Origin of the sequence: Novosphingobium beihaiense, assembly GCF_022832375.1 — a bacterium.
In the GTDB taxonomy this organism is placed as follows: Bacteria; Pseudomonadota; Alphaproteobacteria; order Sphingomonadales; family Sphingomonadaceae; genus Novosphingobium; species Novosphingobium beihaiensis.
Genome location: NZ_JALHLG010000009.1, coordinates 168,031 through 190,920 on the forward strand (window position 1 = coordinate 168,031; position 22,890 = coordinate 190,920).

Consider the following 22,890-nt stretch of genomic DNA (forward strand, 5'->3'; position numbering starts at 1 on the left):
AGGCGGAAGGCAAACGATGACCGGCACCGATGCAAGAACTCAATTCGAGAAATTGAAGTCCTATCTGGAACACGATCCAGAAAACGCGAACCTCCTGCGCGATAGCGCCGAGGCCGCCCTTGAGGCGGGCATGATGCCGGACGCCCATTCCCTCTATGCCAAGCTGGAACAATTATCGGAGCTGGACGAACGTGACCGGGCGAACGCCGGACTTGCCGCAATGCGAAGCGGGCACGCCTCTGCTGCGGCGGACCACTTTCTCAGCTTGCTGGAAACCCATCCAGGAGATCCAGCTCTAACCTATAACCTGGCTCACAGCATGGCACTTGCCGGCGAATACGAAGCAGCGGCGGAACGGCTCGACGACGCGACGGTGGATGCGCTGCCACAGGCGGCAATGCTCCGCTTACAACTCGTTCATCAGGATGGCGAATTCGAGGCTGCACAAGCCATGATCCCGGCAATGCTGGAGCGCCATGGACATTATGGCCCCTTACTTGCTGCCGTTTCGGTTCTGGCCATGGACACCGGCGACGAGGACTTGGCGCGCCGCTGCGCGGAGCAGGCTGGAGAGCTGCCCGACGCGATCACCACACTTGCAACGCTCAAGCTCGGCGAACACGATCCCCGGACGGCGCAAGCGATGTTCCTGCGCGCGCTCGCTCTCAATCCGGGGCCACAACCCCGTGCAGTAGTAGGACTGGGTTTGGCGGCGATGGCCTCTGGCGACTTGGATAGCGCCCGTACCCACCTTGATCGCGGGGCAGCGCTTTTCACAGATCACCTGGGCAGTTGGATTGCATCGGGCTGGGTCCACTTGCTTGCTGGCGATCGGACGACCGCACGCGAGCGATTCCAGCATGCCCTTGATCTGGATCCAAACTTTGCCGAAAGCCACGGGTCGCTGGCTGTTGTCGAACTCCTGGAAGGCGAACCTCAATCCGCCCGCCGACGGATAGATATGGCATCCAGACTCGATCGCGCCAGCTTTGCAGCAGCCCTTGCTCGCTCCATGGATCAGGCTGTAGGCGGCGATACTGAAACGGCGAAGCGCATTCTCGAGATGGCGATGACACAGCCCATAGACGAGGACGGTCGGACCCTGGCAGAAGCACTTTCCGCGACCACCTTGGCCGCCAAGGGCCGAGATTTTAACTGATCAGTTTAAGGTCCGAATTGCCTCAGGCGAGCAGTTGCTTTCGGGCTGCTGTTATCAGTGTTCGGGCTTGTTCATCGGAGTTGATCAATCGCAGAACCTCGTCAACAGTTCGCTGGAAACGTGCATCGTCGGTCAGCCGGCTGCCAAGCCGTTCGCTGAGAAGTGCTTGTACCAAACTACGATTGAACTCCTCTTCGCCATAGTTCTCGTCACTCGCTATTTCACGAAGCCGTCGTATCGGCGAGCTTGAGCCGCTGTCGCGCGTGCTTGCGGCACCATCTCCTTTGGAAGCGCGGCGAGTTGACATACGTTGCAGTTCCTGCCGCAGCAGAAACACAACTTGACTGGATCGCGAAATTTCCGTCATTTTCTATAGCCACACCGGTCAGTGCCGCGTCGAACCAGAGGAAAACTGGTTGAGAATGAACGATGTCGCCGACGCCTCTTCGCCCCCATCTTGCGCTGGCTCAGCAGCAGGCTTCGCCAGCAACTTTCGGCACTCGGACACAAGCAGAGAAATGTCGCCATTGAGCGGAAGATTTTCGGTATTCAACAAAATACCCCTTTCGAACCGCTCAATCGCCTGTGCGAACTCATCGCGGATAAGGTGCGCCATCCCTTCCACGAACTGACGCAAGTAGGCATCGTCCGACAAACGGAACAACGGCCCCCAGATTGACAATGCTTCGTCTGCGTCCCCGGACGTCATGGCGAAAAAGCCAAACTGGTAGCGCGCTATCAAAAAGTCAGGCGCGAGTTCGATTGCGCGGGAAAAAGAACTGTGGGCTGCGATATGGTCTTTGTTCGCCACCTGTAACGATGCCAACATAAAGTGAAGGCGTGGATCGCGCGGCCATCGCGCAAGCAGATCATTCAAGCGCGTCGTATCGTTTCCCGGTTCATCCGCGACGGCCTGCATGACCTTTGCATATTCGTCATCTGGGCACAAATCGGCCATCTCGCTATCCTACCTGTATTTGGAGAGTCGCATTTCGAGCCGCCTCAACGCAGCGGAATGCAATTGGGAAATGCGTCCCTTACTCAAGCCCAATACCTCGGCGATCTGCGTAAAGCTTACACCGCCAAGGTAATGCTGCGTTATCACGAACGCCTCTCTCGCTGGCAAGGTTTCAATCTGTGCGGAGAGGTCTCCTTCTAGCTGATTCCAGCTCAGACTCTCGTAAGCATTTGGCGCCTCGTCAGGCACACTAGCGACGTCCTCGGATATTTCGGACCGGTCGAGAATAAGGCCCAATGCCAGCCCAGCAGCCAGGTCCGACAATGCAGCAAGCGCATCCCCATCTGCCTTTCCGGACGGTAGCAGCGAGCGCAAGCGGTCACGCTCAGCGCGATAGCGATAACGGTACTGCGCATTGCGCTCGCTATCGCGGGCAAGCCCATTGCGAATGTTGCCGATGATGCGCATTCGGGCAAACTGCTGGAAACCGGCGCTGCCTTGCGGGTCATAGCGATCGATCGATTGCAGCAGGCCTTCATATGCAAGCTGTTCAACATCGCCGGAATCCGGCCGCACTGCCCTCCGTGCCACCTCGCCGCGAGCCAGCATACGCGCGTAAGGCTGATGAATTGCGAAGATTCTTGCCCGGGCTTCGAAATCGTTCTCTTGCAGCCACTTGCGCCACAGAGCCGCTTCGTACTGATCCTTGCGCAGAAGCAGGCCCATGCCCTTCCCGCGCGGCACACCACTCATCCGAAACTGCCCACCAAGCCCTCAATGATGAGCCCCCAACCATCAATGAGGACAAACATAAGGATCTTGATCGGCAGAGAAATGGTATTGGGCGGAACCATCATCATCCCGAGCGACAGAAGAATCGACGCCACCACGAGATCAATCAGCAAAAATGGCAACAGCACCACAAAGCCGATGGTGAATGCTACCCGCAACTCGTTCAGCATAAAGGCGGGTATCAGTTTGAACAGATCCACATCCTCGACCCGCGCGGGCAACTGACTTCGCGCCATTCCGTAGACCCGCTCGATATTACTGTCCGGCGTATGGGTCAGCATGAAACGCTTAAGCGGTGTGGCGCCGTGATCTATCACGGCACTGATGTCCATCCTTCCGGCAAGGAACGGTTGCACAGTTTCCTTGTTCAGATCGCCCAGCGTTGGTCCCATTACGAAGGCCGTAAGGAAAAGAGCCAGGCTGGTAATAACAGAGTTCGGGGGCGTTTGCGGCATTCCAAACGCATGACGGATCATCGAAAGAACCACCACGATACGCAAGAAACTGGTGGTTGTAATCAGCAACGCAGGAACGATCGCCAGCAATGTCAGAGTGAGAACTGTGCGCATCACATCGCTGCCCTGCAGCGAGAGGCTATTCACTGCGTCGCTTCCAACAGGTGCGGCCGCAAGCAGAAACGGACTCGCGAGCAGAAGTAGACCGCATCGCGCAAGAGGCAATCTCATCACCGCTCCTCCGGCTGCGGACGTGCTTGCGAGTTCCCCGGCTCCCCAACCGCAGAACTATCGACAATCTGGCTGTGTCCCTGTCCAACAACTACGACGTACTGCCGCCCATCGCATCGAAACAGACAGACATCTGCATGCTGGCTGATCCTTCTCGTCTCAAGAACTTCGATGTGCGCAGACCGAACGACCCTTGAACGCCAATCCTGCGAAAACACGCCCCCACCCCTTTGCCAGGCCCGAAGTGCGAGGATTGCGCCAGCTGCAACCAGGAGGCAAAGTGCCAGAGACAGTATGATCCGCACCCACGGCACTTCCAAATGCTCAGGCTGTGCACTTGCACGATCGCTCGCCCAAGCCGCCGCTGACGTCATGGCAAGAGTCACACCTGACAACAATGAAGCAAATAGCCTACGCAAGATAATCAGGCATCCAGCCGGTCTATCCGCACCGCAAACTGGTCGCCCACCGTCACAATCTCTCCGTAGGCAAAAGTCTGGCCGTTGAGACGCAATGATACAGGTTCATTGATCGCGTGATTAAGCTCGATCAGATCATCCGGCCCCAATTTTTCAAGCTGGGCAATAGTCAATCGGGCTGCCCCAAGGACGACCTCGACCTCCACTTCAACCTTGTCTACCAGCCCTTGGGACAACTTCCGGGATTCCAGTTGGGCTTGTTCGTTACTCATGCTGCAGTCTTTTCCCTATCAAGCCGAAGAAAATACTGACCGTCGCGCTCTACCAGTGTGCATGGTGCATCGCCCTGGCGGACACCATCGATTACGATCCGCGAATGATTTTCAGCGCCTTCGTCAAACAAAAAAATGTCGCCCGGTTCGAGTTGAGCAAGTTCGCCGAGCTCCGCTACAGTTCGGGCAAGTGCCATGGAAACGGTCACCGGCTGTTGACTGAGAGCTTCGCGCCGGTAAACGAGACGTCCATGGGACGGCACAGATTGCACACAGCGCTTTGCATACCTGACGAGCCAGTCCTCGCGACAAACGATCTCAAGCAAATCGTCGCCCCCGGTCGCGGCAGTCCGCACAAGCGCTCGCCAATCGGGGGCACCGCATGCCTGGGATTGCGCCTCTCCTTCAAGATCGGCCAGCCGACGCTCCAGATCACCGATCGCACGTTCCGCCATTGCTGCCACCAGCCGCCGATCCGAGGCCGTCAGCGCAGCGTCATCAATTTCAACGCCGAGCATCCGTGCCGCGACAGCCCGATCATCATATCCGCGAACGCAGATTGACCTGTCGTGCTTGACGGATTTTGGCCAATTTTTTGACCTCTCCTTACCCTTGATCATTACCGATGAATCGGGCGAGCGCGACCAATTCCCAGGCATGGAAAGCGATGAAATAACGAACCAGTCTACCGCCCATGCAGACAGTAATTCTGCAAGTGGCTGAATTAATCGCCTTTCAGCAAGACAACCTGTCGGCAGCCAAGATCTGGATGTGTGCATCACCCGCCTCCGCGAATACCGAAGAGCTGCTGAATCATGTCATTCGAGACACTGATAACTTGCGATGACGCCTGAAAGCCCCTCTGAATCAGGATCAAATCGCCAAACTCGGCACCAAGATCGACGTTGGAAGCTTCCAGCATTTTCGTACGGATGGTTCCGACACGGGTATCTTCAGCAGCAAGGAGATCATGCTTGAGCTCGCCTTCGACCCGGAAGAGGCCGTTGCTAAGTTGCGTCAGCCGCTGCGGTTCGCGGAAGTCAGCAACCGCCACCGCACCAAGATCCTTCTTTTCATCATTGGTATAGGTAATCTCCAAGTGCCCCTTGTCGTTGACAAGCAGGGTAGCGATTGTTCCAGCCTCATGGCCGTCCACCTCGGCGGCGCGGAGGGAAGAAACGGTGCCAGAAGAATAACTTGTGACGTTTTGCGAGAAGTCAAAATCCACAGATACACCGCTATCGCTGTCGGTGAATGTGAGTTTTGAAGTCGCCGGGTCAGGCGCACCATTGGTGAAGTTCAGTGTCTGCTCGCCAACGTTCTTTCCGGTGTCATCGGTGACCTTGACCGTCCAGTCTGTCCCGGTCTCGGAGTTACGCGTAAAGGTTGCGGTCCAGATCTTGGCGACACCGTCATTGCCCACGACCTTTATGTCGCTGACGGTAGCGGTAGTCGCCGTGGACGACAGATTGTCCGCGAAGGTGACTGTCGTTGTCTTGACGGGTGCGTAGGTCCGGTAATCATCGACATTCACATCCGCCGGCTGTCCGCTGCCGTCCAGCACAGCGAGCCGGTATTTCGTTCCGGACAGAACCACGTAGCCTTTCTCGTCCACGTCGAAGCTCCCGGTTCGCAAAAAGAATTGGTTCGAACCGTCGAAGAGGACAAGAAAACCATTTCCGTCGATTGCCAGATCCAGATCGCGACCTGTCTGGCGAAGCTCACCTTGCGAAAAATCAAGGAGGCCCTTGTCCGCCGTCACACCATGGCCAGCCCCGTCGTATTGATAGCCATATTCAAGATTGCCCGACGACCCGCTGCCGTAGACACCGCTAAAGGTAACGTTGGTTGTCTTGAAACCCGTCGTATTGAGATTGGAAACATTGTTGCTGACGCTCTTGAGACCGTTCGAATAGGCTGAGAGCCCCGAGAGGCCGATGTATATAGATCCGAGCATCACTGTGTCTCCCTGACTTGCGTTACGGTCGCGAGCGCAATGGAACTTACTGTCGCGCCTTCTGGAGTTTGGATGGTGAGAGCAGGTGAACCGTTTGCGAAAGAAACGGCTTTAACAACGCCCGTAAGCTGAGCTTGCCCAGTATTGACGTCGACTGTTCGGCCAAGCAGCCCGGAAGCCTGTGACGCTGCTTGCGCAGCCAACAGACTCGAAAGGCTTTGATTCGTTTCTTGCCCTTGCTGAATCTGCGAAAATTGCGCGAGTTGCGAAACAAACTGGAAATTATCCATAGGCTTGAGCGGATCCTGGTAGGTCAGCTGCGTAAGGACAATTTTGAGCAAAGCATCAAACCCCAAACCAAAAGCGCTCGTGGCTGTGCTGGCTGGAGTGGTGGTCGTTCCTGACGTTCCTGCCCCAACTGTCGTGGTCCCCGTCGTGCCGGCCGAAATCTGACGAGCGATTGGGATACGGCCCAGCCCCGATGGCTGGACGGAGTTAATTCCACTCAGCAACATTTACTCTCTCCCTTCGGCAAATACGGCTTCGACTCTGACTCGCCCAGGCTCGATCCCGTGTTCGCGCAGCATTCCACAGACTTTGTCTTCAATCTCCTGCACGTCATCCGGTGAAAGGCCGGGGGCCTGCACAAGCACTGAAACTTGCCCACCATCTGCGATCAGATGGATCGATACGGGCTGGCTCGCCCCACTCCGGGTTGTCAAAACGACCGGGAGCTCTTTCGGGCTCGCCGCTTTCACGGATGTCTCCGCGCCCCTCTCAGTGCTCGCAGGCCCTGCTACTGCACGCGGAACGGCAAGGGAGTTAGGAAGTATCGGAAATGCGTCGGCAAATTGCTTCCCCCTGTCTCCCGTCAGCGTGATCTGCGCATCGGTGGGTGCCGAGGTAACTGCAAACGTCATCGCAGCTGCCTCGTGACCCAATGATCTTGGTTCGTCTGGCTTCACCAGATCAGGCGATACGGCCATCGATCGGTTTTGTGCCATGGGCTGAAGAGATGGCGGACCGACATCTGCCGTAAATGCTTCGCATGATGCACCCCCCTCAGCTGCGCCAGCGCTATCATCAAATGACCAGAGACGGAGCAACGCTTGTGAAAGAAAAGGGCTGACACCCACACCGATCTCAGACCTGAGGGGGTCACGCCCAGCCTCAACGCTCGACGGTGCGACGCTGAGCAGAAAATCTCTAAAAGTGATGCCTTCCACGGAAGCTCCTGCCTCCGCAGCTGCTATTTGAAGTTCCGATCCAACGGTTTGTTGGGACGCGATCAGACTGGGGATACCGGCAAGACTGGTCATAAGGCTTCCTCTCCACACAATCTGGAAAGCATCGCGACCTCATCTATACTCTTTTGATCGACAGCCTGACGCCAGTGACGCAGGGAACTGGTAAGAGATCGCCTCACCTGTTCGCCTTGCCGCTCTTTGACAATGCGTGTCTGAACCGCTTCCTTTACCCGCTCGCGAGCTGTGATCAGGCATTGATTGGCTTCCTTGAGATACTGCTCATCGATAGCCAACAATTGTCCAGATAGGCGGATCTGATCTGCCGAAACCGGGGCGTCCTGCATCATGCCAACATACGCATGCTCCTGAGCGTCCCGCCGTGCGGCGGCTTCCCTTAACCGAGAGGCAGCTTCGCCTTCGGCGGCATTACAGGTGCGCAATTCATGTGCCACCTGCAATTCTTGCAGACGGTGAGTCACCGCAATTCGTCTCCAAGCGTCCAAATTTCGGCGTTTTTTCACAGCCGCCGCACTCCTGCCAAAACCTCGTCAATCCGATCTGCTGTGCGCGGCAATGACCAGTTCTCGTTCATAGGCTGTCGAAGAACATCGCGAATTTGCGGATACAACCGCACCGCCTGATCGATTTCGTGATTGACGCCCGCCTTATAGAGACCACTGTCAAGCATTGGGCGAACCTCGTTAAAGTCAGCCAATATGCGCCGGACAGACTCTGCTCTGCACTGCCCCGCCGGCGACAGAATCGCGCTGGCCAAACGGCTGATACTCGCGCTGATGTCGATTGCAGGAAAAACTCCGCGTTCGGCCAAGTCGCGAGACAGCATGATATGCCCGTCCAGAAGCGACTTCATTAGTTCCACGATTGGATCATCAAGATCGTCGGTTTCGGCAAGAACAGTGAATATGGCGGTGATTGCTCCGCCATTGCGGTCCGCACCACATCTTTCGACAATCCGCGGCATCGCAGCAAAAATGTTGGGCGTGTATCCTCGAACCGTGGGGGGCTCACCCGAGGCAAGCCCAATCTCTCGCAGCGCAAGCGCCAGCCGCGTTATAGAGTCGACAAAGAGGACGACGCGTCGCCCTTTTCCTCGCCAGAACTCCGCCAGACAAAGCGCTTGTTCGATTGCACGAATCCGCAAGCTCGCGCTTTCATCCGATGTCGCTGCGACGAGTGTCGTTCGCGAACGAACCTCGGAAGAGAGGCCGTTGCTCCAAAAGCCTTCAGCTTCCCGCCCCCTCTCACCGATCAGGCACAAGATTGTGTGGTCGCATTCGATCTGGCTAGACAACTGCTCCACCAGACTGGTTTTACCCACACCGCTTGCTGCAAAGATGCCAATACGCTGGCCCGTCGCAAGCGGTATGAATGCGTCAATCGCCTTTACACCTGTCGCAAGTTGTTCCCGGTGAACATATCGGTCAAGCATCGCGACCGCGCCGCTGTCACGCATCGCGTAGCGATCTGCTGAGATGGCTGGACCCGCATCGACCGCTTCACCCAAGGCATTGACAGCACGTCCCGCGAAATCGTCCCCAACAGGAATGCCAACATGCCGGTCATTTTGACGCACTCTGGCTCCAAGACCGATACCTGAGACAGGATGCAGGGGCGACAGTCGAATACGGCCGGGCTCCACCGAAACAACTTCACACAAGACATCCCGTGTTCCGTTGCGCCCCTCGATTTCGCAATAGTCGCCTACGCAAGCCATGGGGCCATCTGCGTCGACCAGACCGCTCGCTATCCGGGTCACGGTTCCGCAATATTCCAAGGGATGCCAGTTACGTACGGCGTTGAGAAAAGGGTGATACATCACACGCTTCCGGACTCACTAAGTCCGCCCAGGAAGTCCATCACCTTGTCGCGTACCTGCGGCACCGAAAGGTCGACGTAGCCTAGCTTCAACTTCAACTGGCAACGCCCCGATGCCAGCGCCTCGTCGCGCAAGACCCGAGTGTTGGGTGCACATGCGACGATGCTCTCGAGCGCGTGTTCATTCGGAAAGTCTTCGGCGCTGACCAGAACTTCAGTGATGAGCTCTTTTTCAAGCACTTCGCACTGCCGCGCTATCATTCCCTCAAGGAGTTCTGCGTAGCGAGAAGGATCGTCCAGCAGTTTCGCCAGCACATCTTCACTCAGGATCACAGCCAGACGCTCCAGACGCGCTAACGCCGTGCCCGCCTCATCTTGCAGTGCCAGAAGAGCCTGGCCTAAGGCCTTCGTTCGCGCCTCATCGTCGCGCGAGACTTCCTGAATTCCTGCAAGGCGGCCGGCTTCTTCAGCCCGCCGCAACTGTTCAGGCATACTGCGCCGCATTTCGGAGAGCTCTTCACGCAGCCGCTCGGCATCGTTTCGCAATTCCCCGATTGTTCCGTGCATCTCCAACTCGACTGAAGCGCGGTCTGCCAGGGCCAATGCTTCCTGACTGGACGGCACCGCAGACGTGAGAGGTGATTGCCTCGGCAGCACCTCGCTTTGGTTTTGACATTCGCGCCGCCTAGGCAACCCGGCGAGCCAAGCAGTGCCGTCCACCTGCGCCGATTTGATCACGCGCGTCACCGCCCTGCTCCTGCACCAGAAATGAGGTGCCAGACCCGGTCAAGCAAACTACGATTCGCTGGTTCAGCAACTGGCTCCGGGTCGTATGTGTCCGATGCGCACACCTCGACGATTGCTTCTCGTGTCAAAGATGTGAGGACGTTTTCCTCGCCTTGCTGACGCGCCATGGCAACAAAACCTTGGAGCCAAGGCGAATAGAGCAAACCTGGATTGCCCTGCGGAAGTACCTCCGCGGTATGGCTCTCATCAGCTTGCAGACGCTCCAACTGCAAGCGCTCATCAAATGAAAGATGTGCGACTATGGCCTTGCGATCAGCACGGGGTAGGCAATGCAAACGCTCCAGCAGATGGTGCATGTTGCTTTCAAGCTGCACCATCTGCCACCTCGCGATCACGTGCAAGCTCGCGCTTGAGCAACTCCGCAAACTGCTCTCGATCATCCTTTGATAAGGTTCCGCGCCGCATGACAATCAGGAAGAACGTCAGCAAGGCCATCGCTAGGGCTGCCGCAACCCACATGGCACGCCCGACCTGAACCGCAGGAATTCCCTCCTTGGACATCTCGCGGTTGGATTCATGTCCAGCTGACGGCGACTGGATACGCCCAACTGCCGCAGACAGGCCTTCGCCCAATGGGCGTTCGGAAAAGTCTATCTCATCCTTTCCGCCGAAATCTGCGTCGAGGTCCGAAGCAACGGCATGACGAACATCCTCCCGAACACCCGGTTCAAGCGGCTGCTGGGTCCACACAGTGATCCTAAAGCGAAAATCCTTCGATCTTGGAATAGACATCGTACGGCTATCGCCCAAATCCGCGCCATCAACGTCAGAACTTTGACTGTCCTTGTTTCCATCACTCGCTGTTCGAAATGCCACGACATCGACTTCGAAAGGCAAGGAAACCACGCCACGCAGAACACGCGAGACCCTGGCTCCAAAGTAAGTTTCAAGTGCAGAATGCTCGTCCGTTCCTCCGGTGATATCGGAATTGGCAACATAGGTCTTGCTGACAAGTTGACCCAAATGATCGAGAACAGTCACACTGTTCACGTTCATGTCCGGCACGGCGGCTGCAACCAACCTCTGGATCCCTTGCACCTGATCTTCCGAAAGAGCAGCTTCGTGCATGGTGTGAATTGTTACCGCCGCGCGCGGGACACTGCTGTCCTTTTGAAACAATGCCCTTTGCGGAAGCGAGATGTGAACGCGCGCTTCACGAACCTCGTCCATCGACATAATAGTCCGGGCCAGCTCCCCTTGAAGGGCCCGTAAATAATTGATCTTTTGTGCGAACTCCGTGAGGCCCATGTCAGATTCGTTGAACAGCTCGAAGCCCACCGTACCTGCCATCGGCAAACCAGAACCCGCAATTTTAACGCGGGCTTGCTCAACGTCATTTTCCGGAACAAGGATCGTCGATCCGCCGTCAGCCAGCCGATAGGAAATGCCCTGCTTGTCCAGCTCGCCAATGATCGCGGCAGTATCGGCCTGCCTGATCCCATTGAACAGAGGCGCGTAGGAGGGGCGCAAAAACAGGAAATAGATACCAATCAGCAATGCGATTATGACCGCAAAAACGGTGGCGAACAGGCGTATCTGGTTGCGTGGCATGGCGTTAAGTTATCTTTGTCAGACCTGCATGTTCATGAGATCACGGTAAGCCTCAAGCGCCCGGGCACGAACTTGCACCATCAATTCCACGGAAAGGCGAGCCTGCTCGAGCGCGATCGCCACTTGATGGATGGGCACACTGTTCTCATCGACGGCAAATTTCTGGACCAGTCGATCAGCCTCACCGACTTTCGCATCAGCAGAACGCACTGTCTGTTCCAGAAAGTTCACAAAGTTCGCCGGCTGCGCCGCCAATCCATCGGAAGAAGCCGCGATGGCAGCAGACGGGAAGGTGCTCTCAGAAGATGCGATAGGGTCAAGAGCGGAAATCGCTGCGACCGGCACCGTTTCGGTCATGCCCTTCCTCCAATCTTGAGAGCGCTTGCATACATGTCCTGCGCAGAAGACAACGCCACGAGGTTCGCTTGATAGGCGCGCCCGGCCTTGAGCATCTCGGTCATCTCTGTCGCCAGACTAACGTTCGGCTCAGTGATGAACCCCTGCTTGTCCGCTTGTGGATCGTTAGGCGCATAGACTCGCTTTGATCCGTCCCGTCTTGCCTCGATGCCATAAACAGTAACGCCGCGAGCTGGCATTGGCTCGCGCATCATCCGGTCCAGCGTCGCCGGAAAATCCTCGACAGGACCAGAAACGAGTTGGCGTGCAACATAGCCCTTGCCATTTGCAGGCCCGGAGCTGTTGATGTTGGCAATATTCTCGGCAACGACCCGCAGCCTTGTCCACTCGACATCAAGCCCGGAGCGGCTTATTTCTGCAGCTTCCATTACTGCCCCCTTGTTGCCAGGCGTTGAATTTCCATTTCCCTTCCCAAGAGGTCGGACAAGGCAGAATAGCGCTGCGCTGTTGCCGAGGCTGTCTGCATTTCCAGATCGAGCCTCAGTTCCTGCTGGTCTGTGTTGAAGGGGCGAGCAGTCACCTCTGCCGAAAACCTTCGCACAGCATCCGGGCCTTCGGCTGCCGCACGTGCCAAGCTTGCCTCAAACGAAACGTCTTTTGGCACGTAGTGCGCAGAGTTGGCGTTCGCGATATTCTGCGCGGTTGTAATCTGCCTGAGATTAAGCGCGTCCAGAACTTTGCCGACCAGCGCTACCGTGTACTGAGAACCCATGCCTACCTCACTGAACGATGATATCTGCGTAAAGCGCGCCGCTCGCCTTGATGGCTTGCAGGATAGAAATAATCCGTCGAGTATCTATTCCAGCCTTGGCTAGGCTACGCACAAGATCAGCAACGGTACTGTTCGGAAACGACATCGCGACATTGTTGCGCCCATCGTCGACCTCGACTTTGGTGTTGCTGACGATCAGGCTCTGCACATCACTGGCGAAGCCATAAACAAAATTAGGCTGCGACGCGGCATTTTCAGTCTTGATCGATACCTTTACATCGCCTTGACTAATAACCACGCTGCTGAGCCGCACATTGCCGCCGGCCACGACCGTGCCGGTTCGTTCGTTGATAACCACCCTTGGGCTCGTCTCGGGGAAAACCGTCAAGTTTTCGATGCGCGCTGCCATCTGAGGAAGTGTAGCTTCTGAGCCACCAACACGGATGTTCACGCGATCCGCATTTTCCACATGCGCAGCGCCACCCCCGAACACTTGGTTGATGCGCTCCGCAATGCGGTTGGCATTAGTAAAGCTGGCATCGCGCAGCAGGAAAGAAATTTCCCCCTCCTTCACGGCGATGCGCGCATCGACCGTGCGTTCCACTGTTGCACCATCCGCCAGCGTCGCAGAATTGGGATAATTACGCTGCTCCCGGTTATAATTGGCCTCGAATGCGTAGCCGCCTACGGTAATGGGCCCTTGCGCAAGTGCATAAGTGTTCTGGTCAGCCGCCATCAGCGGGGTCATCAGCAATGTTCCACCTGCAAGTGAACGAGCATCACCGATCGAGGTCACGTTGACATCAATGTGATCACCCGCGTTGGCAGAAGCAGGTAGTGTTCCCGTGACAATGACCACTGCAACATTTCGACTGTTGATCTGGTCGTCGCTGACAGTCGAGCCAAGGCGGCTGAGCACATTGCGAAGCGCCTGTTTCGTAACCTCATTGCGGGGACTGTCACCGGTCCCCGCGAGCCCTGTAACAAGTCCATAACCGATGAGCGAGTTGTCGCGCCATCCGTCAAAATGACCCAGTGCTTTCAGAGGTACTTCCTGCGCGACGGCAGGTTCCGCTGCAGGAAAAAGCAGAAAAGCGAGGCACGCGAGAATTTGGGTACGCAAATGCCTCCCCATCAGCCGATACCCAGAAAGCTGAAGATCTTGTTCAGAAGGCCGGGTTTGGCGCTGCGGCTCAGGAATCCCCTGCCATCGTAATTGATCTGGGCGTCGGCAATGCGGGAAGAAAGCACCGCATTGTCGCTGGATATATCCGCCTGCCGTATACGTCCGCGGACAATTATGTCCCGCTTTTCCCCGTTTATCTGCATGTTCTGGTGACCTTCGATCATGAAATCGCCGTTTGGAAGAACTTCCATGATCTGAGCGCTGATAAGCGTTTGGAACTCCTCGGTGCGGGTTACTTCTCCCCCACCAGAATAGCTTCCTCCGAAGTTCAAGGCCCCCGTCTCGTTGAGCGCCCCGCCGCTGATACTACCCCCAACAGCAGAAGACTTGTCAGACTTGTTGCGCACACGATTGGAGGCATTGGCGCGTTCGTGGATGACGATGGTAATGATGTCCCCGACTTCGGATGCTCGACGGTCGGACGCCATCGCCGCCCAACGCTCATCGTGGTACAGCTGCTCGGCCTGCGCGCCATTTGTAGAAAAAACGAAGATCGCAGCCAGCAGCGCTACGCCCCCCTTGCACCGCCCTGCACTCATTCCTCGCCACTCCCAGCGCTACCAGGCCTGAATATGGTCACAAAAGAGCGGCCATCCGCGCCACGAACGTAGAGACGCTCACCCGGCTTTGCGGGCTGCAAGGCAGTCACCGTCCGCTGTATTCGCACTGGTCCGGCACCCATCACAAAGTACAACTTGGTTCCGGCATTGACGCTTCCGGCGGGCGCGGGCGTAATTGCGCCAAGAAAGGTTGCGGCAGGCAAATCTACAATGGCACAAAAGATCTGAAAACCGGCATCGAAGCGCAGTGGAGCCGCATTCTTGTCGCTGCCGCAAGCGACCTTCCGCACGTCGGAGACCGTGATGATTTCACCAGCCAGGACGTTACGTGCAGTCTCGAAGCAAGGCTGACGACGCGCGCCATCAAGCATGGGGGCAGACAACAAGCCTGCAAGGATGAAAGTGAAGCTGAACAACGAAGGGCCGCTTCGAACTAACGTTTCAGGCTGTTTGTGATTGAGGCAAGCTGATCAGCAGCGGAAATTACCTGGGCATTGGCCGAATAAGCGCGCTGAATCATCAACATGTCGACCATTTCCCGTGTCAGATCGACGTTCGATGCTTCAAGAAACCCTTGGCGAATCTGCCCCGCGCCATCCTCGCCTGGCATCACCTCAATTACCCTGCTTCCTTCGCCGGCCCGATAAAGACCATCATCCAACTGCTCAATCGCCCCCTGCGTGCGAAGCAAAGTCAGTTGACCAAGTTGAAGAGACCTTCCGTCAGATCCAGTCGCCGTAATTTGGCCGTCTGAAGCAATCTTGAGTTTACTGGCATCGTCAGGAACCCGGATCGCGTCCGCCAGCGGATAGCCGTTGGCGGACGCCAGCATACCGTCTTCGTTGACTACAAGAGTTCCGCCTCGCCAGAGCAGTGATCGCCCATGAGGCGCCATAAGCTCAATGAAGCCTGATCCATCGATGGCGACGTCCAAAGCGCTGCCAGTCTGACGCACCTCCCCGGGAACGTCGAGCGTTGGGCGCGCGGCAAAACGCACACCGCCCGCAGCCGGTGACGCTTCCGTGGCCTGGCCAGCTTCTGACATCGCAGACATTGACGTCTGAGCCATCACTGCGGCGAACTGCGTATCTTGCCTGCGAAAAGCCGGCGTGTTCATGTTCGCCACGTTATTGGCAAGGACATTCAATGCCCGTTGCTGCGCATCAAGCGCTACCGCGCCAATTTCAAATGCCCCGTTCATCGTCCAGTTCCACTGAAAGTGCTGATCGCCTGCCCGAGCAGATTATCGTATTGCCGCATGACCTGGGCGCCGCTCTCAGCAAGGCGCGACGCCGCCATCAGGTTGACCATTTCGTCACTGAGAACGACATTCGACGCCTCTCGCATCCCTTGCCTCACGATCGTCTCACCATCGGCAACTGGCGTGGCACCGGCATCCGTGTAGCCACCGCCTGGATTGGAAATAAAACCTTTCGCGTCAGGTTCATAAAGTCCGATGGCCCCCACGACACGGCCCTCAGACACAACCGTACCGTCCTCCTTCACCTGGAGAGGAGAATTGGGCACAACGAGATCTCCTCCACCAACTTGCTGGAGCACCATACCCTCGCTGTTCACGAGAACTCCGTCCCCTAATACAGTGAACCCACCATTTCTCGTGAAAACAAGTTCCTCGCCGCGGCGCACCAGAAACGCGCCCCGCCCAGAAATGGCCAGATCGGTGGAATTGCTCGTCTGAATCAGACGGCCTTGGGAAAAATCGGCACCAACAACGGTTTCGGACAAAACCTGAGAAAAAGGCTTCGCCTCAACTGACGAAACATTCTTCATCTTCTGAGATTTATACCCAAAGGACTGCAAATTGGCTATATTCTGAGCAATGGTCTCTATGCGACGCTCATTGGACAGCAAAACCGACGCCGCCACGTCGACGAGAGCTGACATTCCCCACCTCCAAATTACATCCGCGCTTTGAGCTTCGGCTGCCCGTTCGCGTCGAAGTCGCCCGGCTCTAACTTGGCACTGACGGGTGTCAAGCAACAAACCCAATGGGTTAACAAATTGTCACTCCCCTCAGTCAATCGCACATGCGGACCTTTGCCAATATGCTTTGTATCAGACGAAAACCACCACCACTCGTGGTCGTGTCCCACAGGGTGGTGTAGGAAGGTTTCCTTGATTGGACGGCCACCGTCGAGCTTCTGGTAGAGTTCGGATGCGAACTCGAACCGAGAGAAGAAGACGATAAGCGATGACAGAATGGCCCTTGTTGAGCTGATTGAGCAAGGGGTGACTGCGATTTGGTGCGCGAGATGCTGACATTCGCCGCCGAGTGCATGACGGATCTGGAGATCGAGGCGAAGACGGGGGCACCTTATGGGACTCGTAGAGGTAAACATTATGCGGCTTGGATCGCTTCATGCGCTCTTTCGGGATCGACCACACCGCGTTCTCGAAATCCACCTCATCCCAGACGGCATCCTGCAACTCGCTCTTTCGGACCATCGAGAGGAGGAAAAATTTCACACCGAGCCTGATGGTCGGCAGTGTCCCGACATGATCGGTGACACGGAAGAGGACGCGAATCTCGGAAGGGCTGAGAGAGCGGTCCTTGGGCTTGAATGTTGCGATGGAAGCGGGTCCGACTTCGTCGGCAGGGTTCTTGATTTTTCTCGCCATGCAGGATGGCAAAGCCATAAATTTGCTTCACGATGTCACGGACGTGGATTGCGGTTGCCGGCGCTCCGCGATCCACGATCTTGAGGCAATGCTCGCGCAGGTCTCCGGGCGTGATCTCGGTCAGGAGTCGGCTGCGCCATACGGGAAGTAGATCGCGCTCGAAGATGGACCTGCGCATGGCGCGGGTGCTGCCCGCCATGGGAGCGGTAGTCCAGGCGGAACGGATGGTACCGCCTCTGCTGACAATCGCGTACATGCCGTCACGGTCGGCAACCTTGTAGGGTTTGTCTTTTGGTTTCATGTGTTTGAGTGCCGCATCGGTGAGAATTTGCGTATCTCCGCGATGAAAATACCGTCAGGGGCTGTGTTGACCCTGACGGTACCGAGCAAATTTGAATGAGACAAGGGGAGCCGGTACCGTCAGTCCGTACAACGGACGTGAAGGCCACCCACCGATTGTCTTCGAATGCTATCGGTAATAAATTATTTTTTATCAACCAGTTGCGTCGTATCCTGGCGTATCTTCGGCCCTCTCTGGAGGGCTCAGAATCACTCCCACTCGATCGTGCCGGGCGGCTTCGAGGTATAGTCGTAGACCACGCGGTTGATGCCCTTCACCTCGTTGATGATGCGGGTCGCCACGCGCGAAAGGAAGGCGGCGTCGAAGGGGTAGATGTCCGCCGTCATGCCGTCGGTGGACGTCACCGCGCGCAGGGCGCAGACGCTGTCATAAGTGCGGCCATCGCCCATCACGCCCACGGTCTTCACCGGCAGCAGCACGGCGAAAGCCTGCCAGATCGCATCGTAGAGACCAGCGTTGCGGATCTCTTCGAGGTAGATCGCATCGGCCTTGCGCAGGATGTCGCAGCGCTCGCGCGTCACTTCGCCGGGGATGCGGATGGCGAGGCCTGGGCCGGGGAACGGATGGCGGCCCACGAAGATCTCGGGCAGGCCCAGTTCGCGGCCCAGCTCGCGCACTTCGTCCTTGAACAGTTCGCGCAGCGGCTCGACCAGCTTCATGTTCATGCGCTCGGGCAGGCCGCCCACATTGTGGTGGCTCTTGATCGTCACCGAGGGGCCGCCAGTGAACGAGACGCTCTCGATCACGTCGGGATAGAGCGTGCCCTGCGCGAGGAATTCAGCGCCGCCGATCTTCTTCGCCTCATCCTCGAACACGTCGATGAAGGTCTTGCCGATGAACTTGCGCTTCTTTTCCGGGTCGGTGACGCCTTCCAGCCCCTTGAGGAACAAGGTCGAGGCATCGACGTGGACCAGCGGGATATTGTAGTGCCCACGGAACAGGCTGACGACCTGCTCGGCCTCGCCCATGCGCAGGATGCCGCCGTCGACGAAGACGCAGGTGAGCTGATCGCCGATCGCCTCGTGGATCAGCAGCGCGGCCACGGCGGAATCGACGCCGCCCGAAAGGCCGCAGATCACGCGCTTGTCACCCACCTGCTCGCGGATTTCGGCGACCTTGGTCTTGCGGAACTCGGCCATCGTCCAGTCCCCGGCAAGGCCGCAGACGTGGCGCACGAAGTTCTTGAGCAGTTTGCCGCCGTCGGGCGTGTGCACCACTTCGGGGTGGAACTGCATGGCATAGATGCGCTTTTCATCGTTCGCGATCACCGCGAAAGGCGCGCCGGGGCTGGAGGCGACGGGGCGGAAGCCGGGGGCAAGGCTCGTCACCTTGTCGCCATGGCTCATCCAGACCTGATGCTTCTCGCCGACCTGCCACAGCCCGTCGAACAGCGCGCATTCGTCGCCGATTTCGATGAAGGCACGGCCGAATTCACCGGCATCGCCCAGCAGCACTTCGCCGCCCATCTGGTGCATCAGCGACTGCTGGCCATAACAGATGCCGAGAATCGGAAGTCCGCTCTCCAGGATCACGTCGGGAATACGCGGCCCGTCCTCGTCCAGAACGGAGGCCGGAGAGCCCGACAGGATCACGCCTGCCGGGTCGATGCGCTTGAAGGCTTCTTCGGCGGCGTTGAACGGCGCGATTTCCGAATAGACGCCCGCCTCGCGCACGCGGCGTGCGATCAACTGGGTTACCTGGCTGCCGAAATCGACGATCAGGACCGATTCAGATGTCTGGATACTCATGGCTGGCACCTAATCGCACTCGCCCCGGGTGTCCAGATGGCTGAGCACGCTGCGAGGAAGATGCACGGCAATCAATCGAATGTTGCAAAACATGCAAGCAATATTGTTGCTTTTGAATTTGCGATAATTACAGCAAGGCCTATTTCGCCCCTGCTGCCCGAGTGACCGGAAAGGCACCGGGCGTGAGGCAAAACAAAAATCGAAACCGGTGTTTGCAGGAGAATACCAATGACCATCGTCGAACGCACGTTCGGCCTGGCGGCGGCGCTTGGCGTCAGCGCGCTGGCTTTTGCGCTTACCCTCGCCTGAGCGAGAACAATGCGCAGCATGCAATTGTGTCCCTTTAATTCGCATGCGTGACGAGGGCGGCCCGAAAGGCCGCCCTTTTCGTTTGTGGGCCCTGTTTCAGCCACCCCCCTTCTTCCGCGAAATTCCCTCTTGTAAAAATACTAACCTAGGTTATATTAAGCAAGGTAAGGGGTTCAAAGCCCCAGCCCTTATGGAGATTGAACCATGACCCTCGCAGAAAAGTCAGTCGGCTTCGCCGCGGCCCTTGGCGCATTCGCCCTGGCCTTTGCCATCACGCTGGCCTGAGGCCTTCACGGCGCGCGGCAGCGAACCGGACATTACCGAAAAGGGCGGCCCCGCACGGCCGCCCTTTTTCATTTCGGCACGGATCGCGCACGCGGCAGACCGGCCGCGGGCTGACTCTTGTGGAAAAGCTGCACCCCCGCGCGGCTTTTGCTTGGGTTTGGCAGGCGCAAACCCTATATGCTGAACATGGCTAGTGAACCCGAAAACGGCAAGAACCAGAACACCTACGGCGCGGATTCGATCAAGGTCCTCAAGGGCCTGGACGCTGTACGCAAGCGCCCCGGCATGTACATCGGCGATACCGACGATGGTTCCGGCCTGCACCACATGGTCTTCGAAGTTTCGGACAACGCCATCGACGAGGCGCTCGCGGGCCACTGCGATCTGGTGCTGATCGAGTTGAACCCGGACGGTTCGGTCTCGGTGGAAGACAACGGCCGCGGCATCCCGGTCGACATGCACAAGGAAGAAGGCGTCTCGGCCGCCGAGGTCATCATGACCCAGCTCCACGCGGGCGGCAAGTTCGAGAACACCAGCGACGACAATGCCTACAAGGTCTCCGGCGGCCTGCACGGCGTGGGCGTCTCGGTGGTGAACGCGCTGTCCGAATGGCTGGAACTCACCATCTGGCGCGACGGCAAGGAGCACTGGATGCGCTTCGAGCACGGCGATTCGGTCGGGCCGCTGGTGGTGCGCGGCGATGCGCCCAAAGTGGAGCAGAACCCCGACGCGAACGGCTTCAAGAAGGGTACCCGCGTCACCTTCCAGGCCAGCCACGACACGTTCAAGAACGTCACCGAATTCGATTTCGACAAGCTGGAGCACCGCTACCGCGAACTGGCCTTCCTCAATTCGGGCGTGCGCATCCTGCTGCGCGACAAGCGGCACGAGGACGTGGCCGAGCACGATCTCTATTACGAAGGCGGCATTGCGGCCTTCGTCCAGTTCCTCGACCGCAACAAGCAGGCGATGATGCCCGAGCCGATCGCGATCTCGGCCGAGAAGGACGGCATCGGCATCGACGTCGCGCTCGAATGGAACGATTCGTACTACGAAAACGTCCTGTGCTTCACCAACAACATCCCGCAGCGCGACGGCGGCACTCACCTCGCCGCCTTCCGCGCCGCGCTGACGCGCACGCTCAACGGCTATGCCGAGCGTTCGGGCCTCCTCAAGAAGGAAAAGGTCTCGCTTTCGGGTGACGATATGCGCGAAGGCCTGACCGCGATCGTCTCGGTCAAGCTGCCCGATCCCAAGTTCTCCTCGCAGACCAAGGACAAGCTGGTCAGCTCCGAAGTGCGCCAGCCGCTCGAATCGCTGATGAGCGACAAGATGACCGACTGGCTGGAAGAAAACCCCGCCACGGCCAAGGCCATCATCCAGAAGGTGATCGACGCCGCCGCCGCCCGCGAGGCCGCGCGCCGCGCCCGCGAACTGACCCGCCGCAAGGGCGTGATGGATATCGCCAGCCTGCCCGGCAAGCTCGCCGACTGCCAGGAGCGCGATCCCAGCCAGTGCGAACTGTTCCTGGTCGAGGGTGACTCGGCCGGCGGCTCCGCCAAGAGCGGGCGCGACCGCAAGGTGCAGGCGATCCTGCCCTTGAAGGGCAAGATCCTCAATGTGGAACGCGCGCGGTTCGACCGTATCATTTCCTCGAAGGAAGTCGGCACGCTGATCCAGGCCATGGGCACCGGCATCCGCGACGATTTCAACCTGGAAAAGCTGCGCTACCACAAGATCGTCATCATGACCGACGCCGACGTCGACGGCGCACACATCCGCACTCTACTGCTGACGTTCTTCCACCGCCAGATGCCCGAGATCATCCGCGCCGGGCACTTGTTCATCGCCCAGCCGCCGCTGTTCAAGGTCGCCAAGGGCCGCAGCGAAGTCTACCTCAAGGACCAGGCCGCGCTGGACCGCTATCTGGTGGAAGCGGGCCTGAGCGGGCGCGTGCTGGAAACCGCGGGCGGCGCGCGCAGCGGCCCCGATCTGGAATCGCTGGTCGAACATGCGATCCGCATGCGCAACCTGATGGCCTTCATCCCGCGCCGCTACGATCCGGTGATCATCGAGGCCCTGGCCCTGTCCGGCGCGCTGGAGCCCGAGCTTTCGGCCGCAGCGCGCGCCACCGCGCTGGAAAAGACCGCCGCCTGGCTCGATCGCGGCGATGGCGAGGCCAAGTGGTCCGCCCGCCTGACCGAAGACGGCACCGTCGAAGTCGAGCGCCTGTGGCGCGGCGTGACCGATCACCACAAGATCGAGGCCAGCTTCCTCTCCAGCGCCGAAGCGCGCAAGCTGGCCCGCCTCGCCGCCGAACATGCCGATGTCTATGAAGGCACCGCCCGCTTCGTGCGCGCCGGGGCCGAAAGCGCCGAGCCCGAGACGGCAGGCGAGGACGGCGAGGAAACCGCCGCACGCCCGGTTTCGGGCGCAGGCGTGATCACCCGCCCGAGCCAGCTTCTTGAAGCCGTGCTGGCCAGCGGGCGCCGGGGCCTGTCGATCTCCCGCTACAAGGGCCTTGGCGAGATGAACGCCGAGCAGCTCTGGGAAACCACGCTGGATCCCGACAACCGCTCGCTGCTGCAAGTGAAGGTGGAAGACGCCGACGTGACGGACGAGATCTTCACCCGCCTGATGGGCGACGTGGTCGAGCCGCGCCGCGACTTCATTCAGGAAAACGCGCTCAACGTGGCGAACCTCGACGTCTGAGAAATCACCTGCCCTGCATGAAGGGGCAGGCGTGAACAGATACGCATGGACCGGCCGGGCACTTGCGCCCGAACCGGGAATGGCTTTTGCTTTTTGCACCCTCGCCCCGGGATTTCGGCACGAAAGCTCGCTTGGTGCGCGCCTTACCGCCGGTTCCGGAAAGAGCGGCGGATTTCCGCGCACCCTTACTAAAGTTTAACCTTATCAGATAACCATTCCTCAGCGCTTGTCAGGCTAGACGGACCAATCGGGCGAATGACGCAAACTGGCGTTTCG

The 22,890-nt window shown here is 58.2% G+C and carries 27 protein-coding genes and 1 pseudogene; 3 read left to right on the forward strand and 25 right to left on the reverse strand.

Features of this window, described 5'->3' with window-relative positions; all coding sequences use genetic code 11:
• The first annotated feature begins 16 nt into the window (after positions 1-16).
• Complete coding sequence (locus tag MTR66_RS09135) at positions 17-1,159, forward strand: tetratricopeptide repeat protein (protein ID WP_243919981.1); 1,143 nt, start codon at positions 17-19, stop codon at positions 1,157-1,159.
• A 22-nt stretch (positions 1,160-1,181) separates the two neighbouring features.
• Here the strand turns inward: MTR66_RS09135 and MTR66_RS09140 are convergent, their stop codons facing one another.
• From MTR66_RS09140 to MTR66_RS09245, 22 genes are all read right to left on the reverse strand, one after another.
• Positions 1,182-1,526 (reverse strand): hypothetical protein, encoded by a 345-nt coding sequence (locus MTR66_RS09140; protein WP_243919982.1) that lies wholly within the window; start codon positions 1,524-1,526, stop codon positions 1,182-1,184.
• Between the two features lie 18 nt (positions 1,527-1,544).
• Positions 1,545-2,117 (reverse strand): tetratricopeptide repeat protein, encoded by a 573-nt coding sequence (locus MTR66_RS09145; protein WP_243919983.1) that lies wholly within the window; start codon positions 2,115-2,117, stop codon positions 1,545-1,547.
• A gap of 9 nt (positions 2,118-2,126) precedes the next feature.
• Positions 2,127-2,843, reverse strand: a complete 717-nt coding sequence (locus MTR66_RS09150) for a sigma-70 family RNA polymerase sigma factor (protein ID WP_243919984.1) — start codon at positions 2,841-2,843, stop codon at positions 2,127-2,129.
• 23 nt (positions 2,844-2,866) lie between these two features.
• On the reverse strand, positions 2,867-3,595 hold the full coding sequence (gene fliP / locus MTR66_RS09155) for a flagellar type III secretion system pore protein FliP (RefSeq protein WP_243919985.1): 729 nt from the start codon (positions 3,593-3,595) through the stop codon (positions 2,867-2,869).
• Between the two features lie 424 nt (positions 3,596-4,019).
• The gene (locus tag MTR66_RS09160) at positions 4,020-4,286 is read right to left on the reverse strand and encodes a FliM/FliN family flagellar motor switch protein (RefSeq protein ID WP_243919986.1); all 267 of its coding nucleotides are present in this window, start codon (positions 4,284-4,286) and stop codon (positions 4,020-4,022) included.
• Positions 4,283-4,906 (reverse strand): FliM/FliN family flagellar motor C-terminal domain-containing protein, encoded by a 624-nt coding sequence (locus tag MTR66_RS09165; RefSeq protein WP_243919987.1) that lies wholly within the window; start codon positions 4,904-4,906, stop codon positions 4,283-4,285. Before MTR66_RS09165 ends, MTR66_RS09160 begins: the two co-directional genes overlap by 4 nt.
• Before the next feature lie 158 nt (positions 4,907-5,064).
• Positions 5,065-6,243 (reverse strand): flagellar hook-basal body complex protein, encoded by a 1,179-nt coding sequence (locus MTR66_RS09170; protein ID WP_243920244.1) that lies wholly within the window; start codon positions 6,241-6,243, stop codon positions 5,065-5,067.
• Positions 6,243-6,758: a flagellar hook assembly protein FlgD gene (locus tag MTR66_RS09175; protein ID WP_243919988.1), complete on the reverse strand. Its 516-nt coding sequence runs from the start codon at positions 6,756-6,758 to the stop codon at positions 6,243-6,245. Before MTR66_RS09175 ends, MTR66_RS09170 begins: the two co-directional genes overlap by 1 nt.
• On the reverse strand, positions 6,759-7,562 hold the full coding sequence (locus MTR66_RS09180) for a hypothetical protein (RefSeq protein WP_243919989.1): 804 nt from the start codon (positions 7,560-7,562) through the stop codon (positions 6,759-6,761). It abuts the gene before it with no gap.
• Positions 7,559-7,969, reverse strand: coding sequence for a hypothetical protein (locus MTR66_RS09185; RefSeq protein WP_243919990.1), 411 nt, complete (start codon positions 7,967-7,969; stop codon positions 7,559-7,561). Before MTR66_RS09185 ends, MTR66_RS09180 begins: the two co-directional genes overlap by 4 nt.
• Positions 7,970-8,007: 38 nt before the next feature.
• The gene (locus tag MTR66_RS09190) at positions 8,008-9,327 is read right to left on the reverse strand and encodes a FliI/YscN family ATPase (RefSeq protein ID WP_243919992.1); all 1,320 of its coding nucleotides are present in this window, start codon (positions 9,325-9,327) and stop codon (positions 8,008-8,010) included.
• Positions 9,327-10,073, reverse strand: coding sequence for a FliH/SctL family protein (locus MTR66_RS09195; RefSeq protein ID WP_243919994.1), 747 nt, complete (start codon positions 10,071-10,073; stop codon positions 9,327-9,329). Before MTR66_RS09195 ends, MTR66_RS09190 begins: the two co-directional genes overlap by 1 nt.
• The gene (locus MTR66_RS09200) at positions 10,070-10,450 is read right to left on the reverse strand and encodes a hypothetical protein (RefSeq protein ID WP_243919996.1); all 381 of its coding nucleotides are present in this window, start codon (positions 10,448-10,450) and stop codon (positions 10,070-10,072) included. Before MTR66_RS09200 ends, MTR66_RS09195 begins: the two co-directional genes overlap by 4 nt.
• Positions 10,437-11,684 (reverse strand): flagellar basal-body MS-ring/collar protein FliF, encoded by a 1,248-nt coding sequence (gene fliF, locus MTR66_RS09205; RefSeq protein WP_243919998.1) that lies wholly within the window; start codon positions 11,682-11,684, stop codon positions 10,437-10,439. The genes MTR66_RS09200 and fliF overlap by 14 nt, the downstream gene beginning before the upstream one ends.
• Before the next feature lie 18 nt (positions 11,685-11,702).
• Positions 11,703-12,041, reverse strand: coding sequence for a flagellar hook-basal body complex protein FliE (fliE, locus tag MTR66_RS09210; protein WP_243920000.1), 339 nt, complete (start codon positions 12,039-12,041; stop codon positions 11,703-11,705).
• Entirely contained in the window at positions 12,038-12,469 is a 432-nt protein-coding gene (gene flgC / locus MTR66_RS09215) for a flagellar basal body rod protein FlgC (RefSeq protein WP_243920002.1), read from the reverse strand. The genes fliE and flgC overlap by 4 nt, the downstream gene beginning before the upstream one ends.
• Positions 12,469-12,813, reverse strand: coding sequence for a flagellar basal body rod protein FlgB (locus MTR66_RS09220; protein WP_243920004.1), 345 nt, complete (start codon positions 12,811-12,813; stop codon positions 12,469-12,471). The genes flgC and MTR66_RS09220 overlap by 1 nt, the downstream gene beginning before the upstream one ends.
• 7 nt (positions 12,814-12,820) lie before the next feature.
• Positions 12,821-13,936: a flagellar basal body P-ring protein FlgI gene (gene flgI, locus MTR66_RS09225; protein ID WP_243920006.1), complete on the reverse strand. Its 1,116-nt coding sequence runs from the start codon at positions 13,934-13,936 to the stop codon at positions 12,821-12,823.
• 11 nt (positions 13,937-13,947) lie between these two features.
• Complete coding sequence (locus MTR66_RS09230; RefSeq protein ID WP_243920008.1) at positions 13,948-14,538, reverse strand: flagellar basal body L-ring protein FlgH; 591 nt, start codon at positions 14,536-14,538, stop codon at positions 13,948-13,950.
• On the reverse strand, positions 14,535-14,930 hold the full coding sequence (locus tag MTR66_RS09235) for a hypothetical protein (protein ID WP_243920017.1): 396 nt from the start codon (positions 14,928-14,930) through the stop codon (positions 14,535-14,537). The genes MTR66_RS09230 and MTR66_RS09235 overlap by 4 nt, the downstream gene beginning before the upstream one ends.
• A gap of 62 nt (positions 14,931-14,992) precedes the next feature.
• Positions 14,993-15,760 (reverse strand): flagellar hook-basal body protein, encoded by a 768-nt coding sequence (locus MTR66_RS09240; RefSeq protein WP_243920019.1) that lies wholly within the window; start codon positions 15,758-15,760, stop codon positions 14,993-14,995.
• Complete coding sequence (locus tag MTR66_RS09245) at positions 15,757-16,464, reverse strand: flagellar hook-basal body protein (protein WP_243920028.1); 708 nt, start codon at positions 16,462-16,464, stop codon at positions 15,757-15,759. The genes MTR66_RS09240 and MTR66_RS09245 overlap by 4 nt, the downstream gene beginning before the upstream one ends.
• A gap of 300 nt (positions 16,465-16,764) precedes the next feature.
• Between MTR66_RS09245 and MTR66_RS21360 the strand changes: the two are divergent.
• Positions 16,765-16,907 (forward strand): annotated as a pseudogene (locus MTR66_RS21360) (IS256 family transposase); the annotation flags it as partial.
• A 77-nt stretch (positions 16,908-16,984) separates the two neighbouring features.
• Here the strand turns inward: MTR66_RS21360 and MTR66_RS09255 are convergent.
• From MTR66_RS09255 to MTR66_RS09265, 3 genes are all read right to left on the reverse strand, one after another.
• A complete protein-coding gene (locus MTR66_RS09255; RefSeq protein WP_456094037.1) occupies positions 16,985-17,500 on the reverse strand; it encodes a phage integrase central domain-containing protein in 516 nt (171 codons plus the stop codon).
• Positions 17,501-17,748: 248 nt separating this feature from the next.
• Complete coding sequence (gene guaA / locus MTR66_RS09260; RefSeq protein WP_243920037.1) at positions 17,749-19,308, reverse strand: glutamine-hydrolyzing GMP synthase; 1,560 nt, start codon at positions 19,306-19,308, stop codon at positions 17,749-17,751.
• A gap of 71 nt (positions 19,309-19,379) precedes the next feature.
• Positions 19,380-19,637, reverse strand: coding sequence for a hypothetical protein (locus MTR66_RS09265; RefSeq protein WP_243920039.1), 258 nt, complete (start codon positions 19,635-19,637; stop codon positions 19,380-19,382).
• Between the two features lie 451 nt (positions 19,638-20,088).
• On the opposite strand from MTR66_RS09265, the gene gyrB reads away from it, so the two are divergent.
• Positions 20,089-22,614, forward strand: a complete 2,526-nt coding sequence (gyrB, locus tag MTR66_RS09270; RefSeq protein ID WP_243920041.1) for a DNA topoisomerase (ATP-hydrolyzing) subunit B — start codon at positions 20,089-20,091, stop codon at positions 22,612-22,614.
• The last annotated feature ends 276 nt before the right edge of the window (positions 22,615-22,890 follow it).

Coding starts and splice junctions, on each gene's coding strand:
- MTR66_RS09135 (WP_243919981.1), top strand. CDS start 17: ATGACCGGCACCGATGCAAGAACTCAATTCGAGAAATTGAAGTCCTAT.
- MTR66_RS09140 (WP_243919982.1), bottom strand. CDS start 1,526: ATGACGGAAATTTCGCGATCCAGTCAAGTTGTGTTTCTGCTGCGGCAG.
- MTR66_RS09145 (WP_243919983.1), bottom strand. CDS start 2,117: ATGGCCGATTTGTGCCCAGATGACGAATATGCAAAGGTCATGCAGGCC.
- MTR66_RS09150 (WP_243919984.1), bottom strand. CDS start 2,843: ATGGGCCTGCTTCTGCGCAAGGATCAGTACGAAGCGGCTCTGTGGCGC.
- fliP (WP_243919985.1), bottom strand. CDS start 3,595: ATGAGATTGCCTCTTGCGCGATGCGGTCTACTTCTGCTCGCGAGTCCG.
- MTR66_RS09160 (WP_243919986.1), bottom strand. CDS start 4,286: ATGAGTAACGAACAAGCCCAACTGGAATCCCGGAAGTTGTCCCAAGGG.
- MTR66_RS09165 (WP_243919987.1), bottom strand. CDS start 4,906: ATGATCAAGGGTAAGGAGAGGTCAAAAAATTGGCCAAAATCCGTCAAG.
- MTR66_RS09170 (WP_243920244.1), bottom strand. CDS start 6,243: ATGCTCGGATCTATATACATCGGCCTCTCGGGGCTCTCAGCCTATTCG.
- MTR66_RS09175 (WP_243919988.1), bottom strand. CDS start 6,758: ATGTTGCTGAGTGGAATTAACTCCGTCCAGCCATCGGGGCTGGGCCGT.
- MTR66_RS09180 (WP_243919989.1), bottom strand. CDS start 7,562: ATGACCAGTCTTGCCGGTATCCCCAGTCTGATCGCGTCCCAACAAACC.
- MTR66_RS09190 (WP_243919992.1), bottom strand. CDS start 9,327: ATGTATCACCCTTTTCTCAACGCCGTACGTAACTGGCATCCCTTGGAA.
- MTR66_RS09200 (WP_243919996.1), bottom strand. CDS start 10,450: ATGGTGCAGCTTGAAAGCAACATGCACCATCTGCTGGAGCGTTTGCAT.
- fliF (WP_243919998.1), bottom strand. CDS start 11,684: ATGCCACGCAACCAGATACGCCTGTTCGCCACCGTTTTTGCGGTCATA.
- fliE (WP_243920000.1), bottom strand. CDS start 12,041: ATGACCGAAACGGTGCCGGTCGCAGCGATTTCCGCTCTTGACCCTATC.
- flgC (WP_243920002.1), bottom strand. CDS start 12,469: ATGGAAGCTGCAGAAATAAGCCGCTCCGGGCTTGATGTCGAGTGGACA.
- MTR66_RS09220 (WP_243920004.1), bottom strand. CDS start 12,813: ATGGGTTCTCAGTACACGGTAGCGCTGGTCGGCAAAGTTCTGGACGCG.
- MTR66_RS09230 (WP_243920008.1), bottom strand. CDS start 14,538: ATGAGTGCAGGGCGGTGCAAGGGGGGCGTAGCGCTGCTGGCTGCGATC.
- MTR66_RS09235 (WP_243920017.1), bottom strand. CDS start 14,930: ATGCTTGATGGCGCGCGTCGTCAGCCTTGCTTCGAGACTGCACGTAAC.
- MTR66_RS09240 (WP_243920019.1), bottom strand. CDS start 15,760: ATGAACGGGGCATTTGAAATTGGCGCGGTAGCGCTTGATGCGCAGCAA.
- MTR66_RS09245 (WP_243920028.1), bottom strand. CDS start 16,464: ATGTCAGCTCTCGTCGACGTGGCGGCGTCGGTTTTGCTGTCCAATGAG.
- MTR66_RS09255 (WP_456094037.1), bottom strand. CDS start 17,500: ATGAAACCAAAAGACAAACCCTACAAGGTTGCCGACCGTGACGGCATG.
- guaA (WP_243920037.1), bottom strand. CDS start 19,308: ATGAGTATCCAGACATCTGAATCGGTCCTGATCGTCGATTTCGGCAGC.
- MTR66_RS09265 (WP_243920039.1), bottom strand. CDS start 19,637: ATGCTGCGCATTGTTCTCGCTCAGGCGAGGGTAAGCGCAAAAGCCAGC.
- gyrB (WP_243920041.1), top strand. CDS start 20,089: ATGGCTAGTGAACCCGAAAACGGCAAGAACCAGAACACCTACGGCGCG.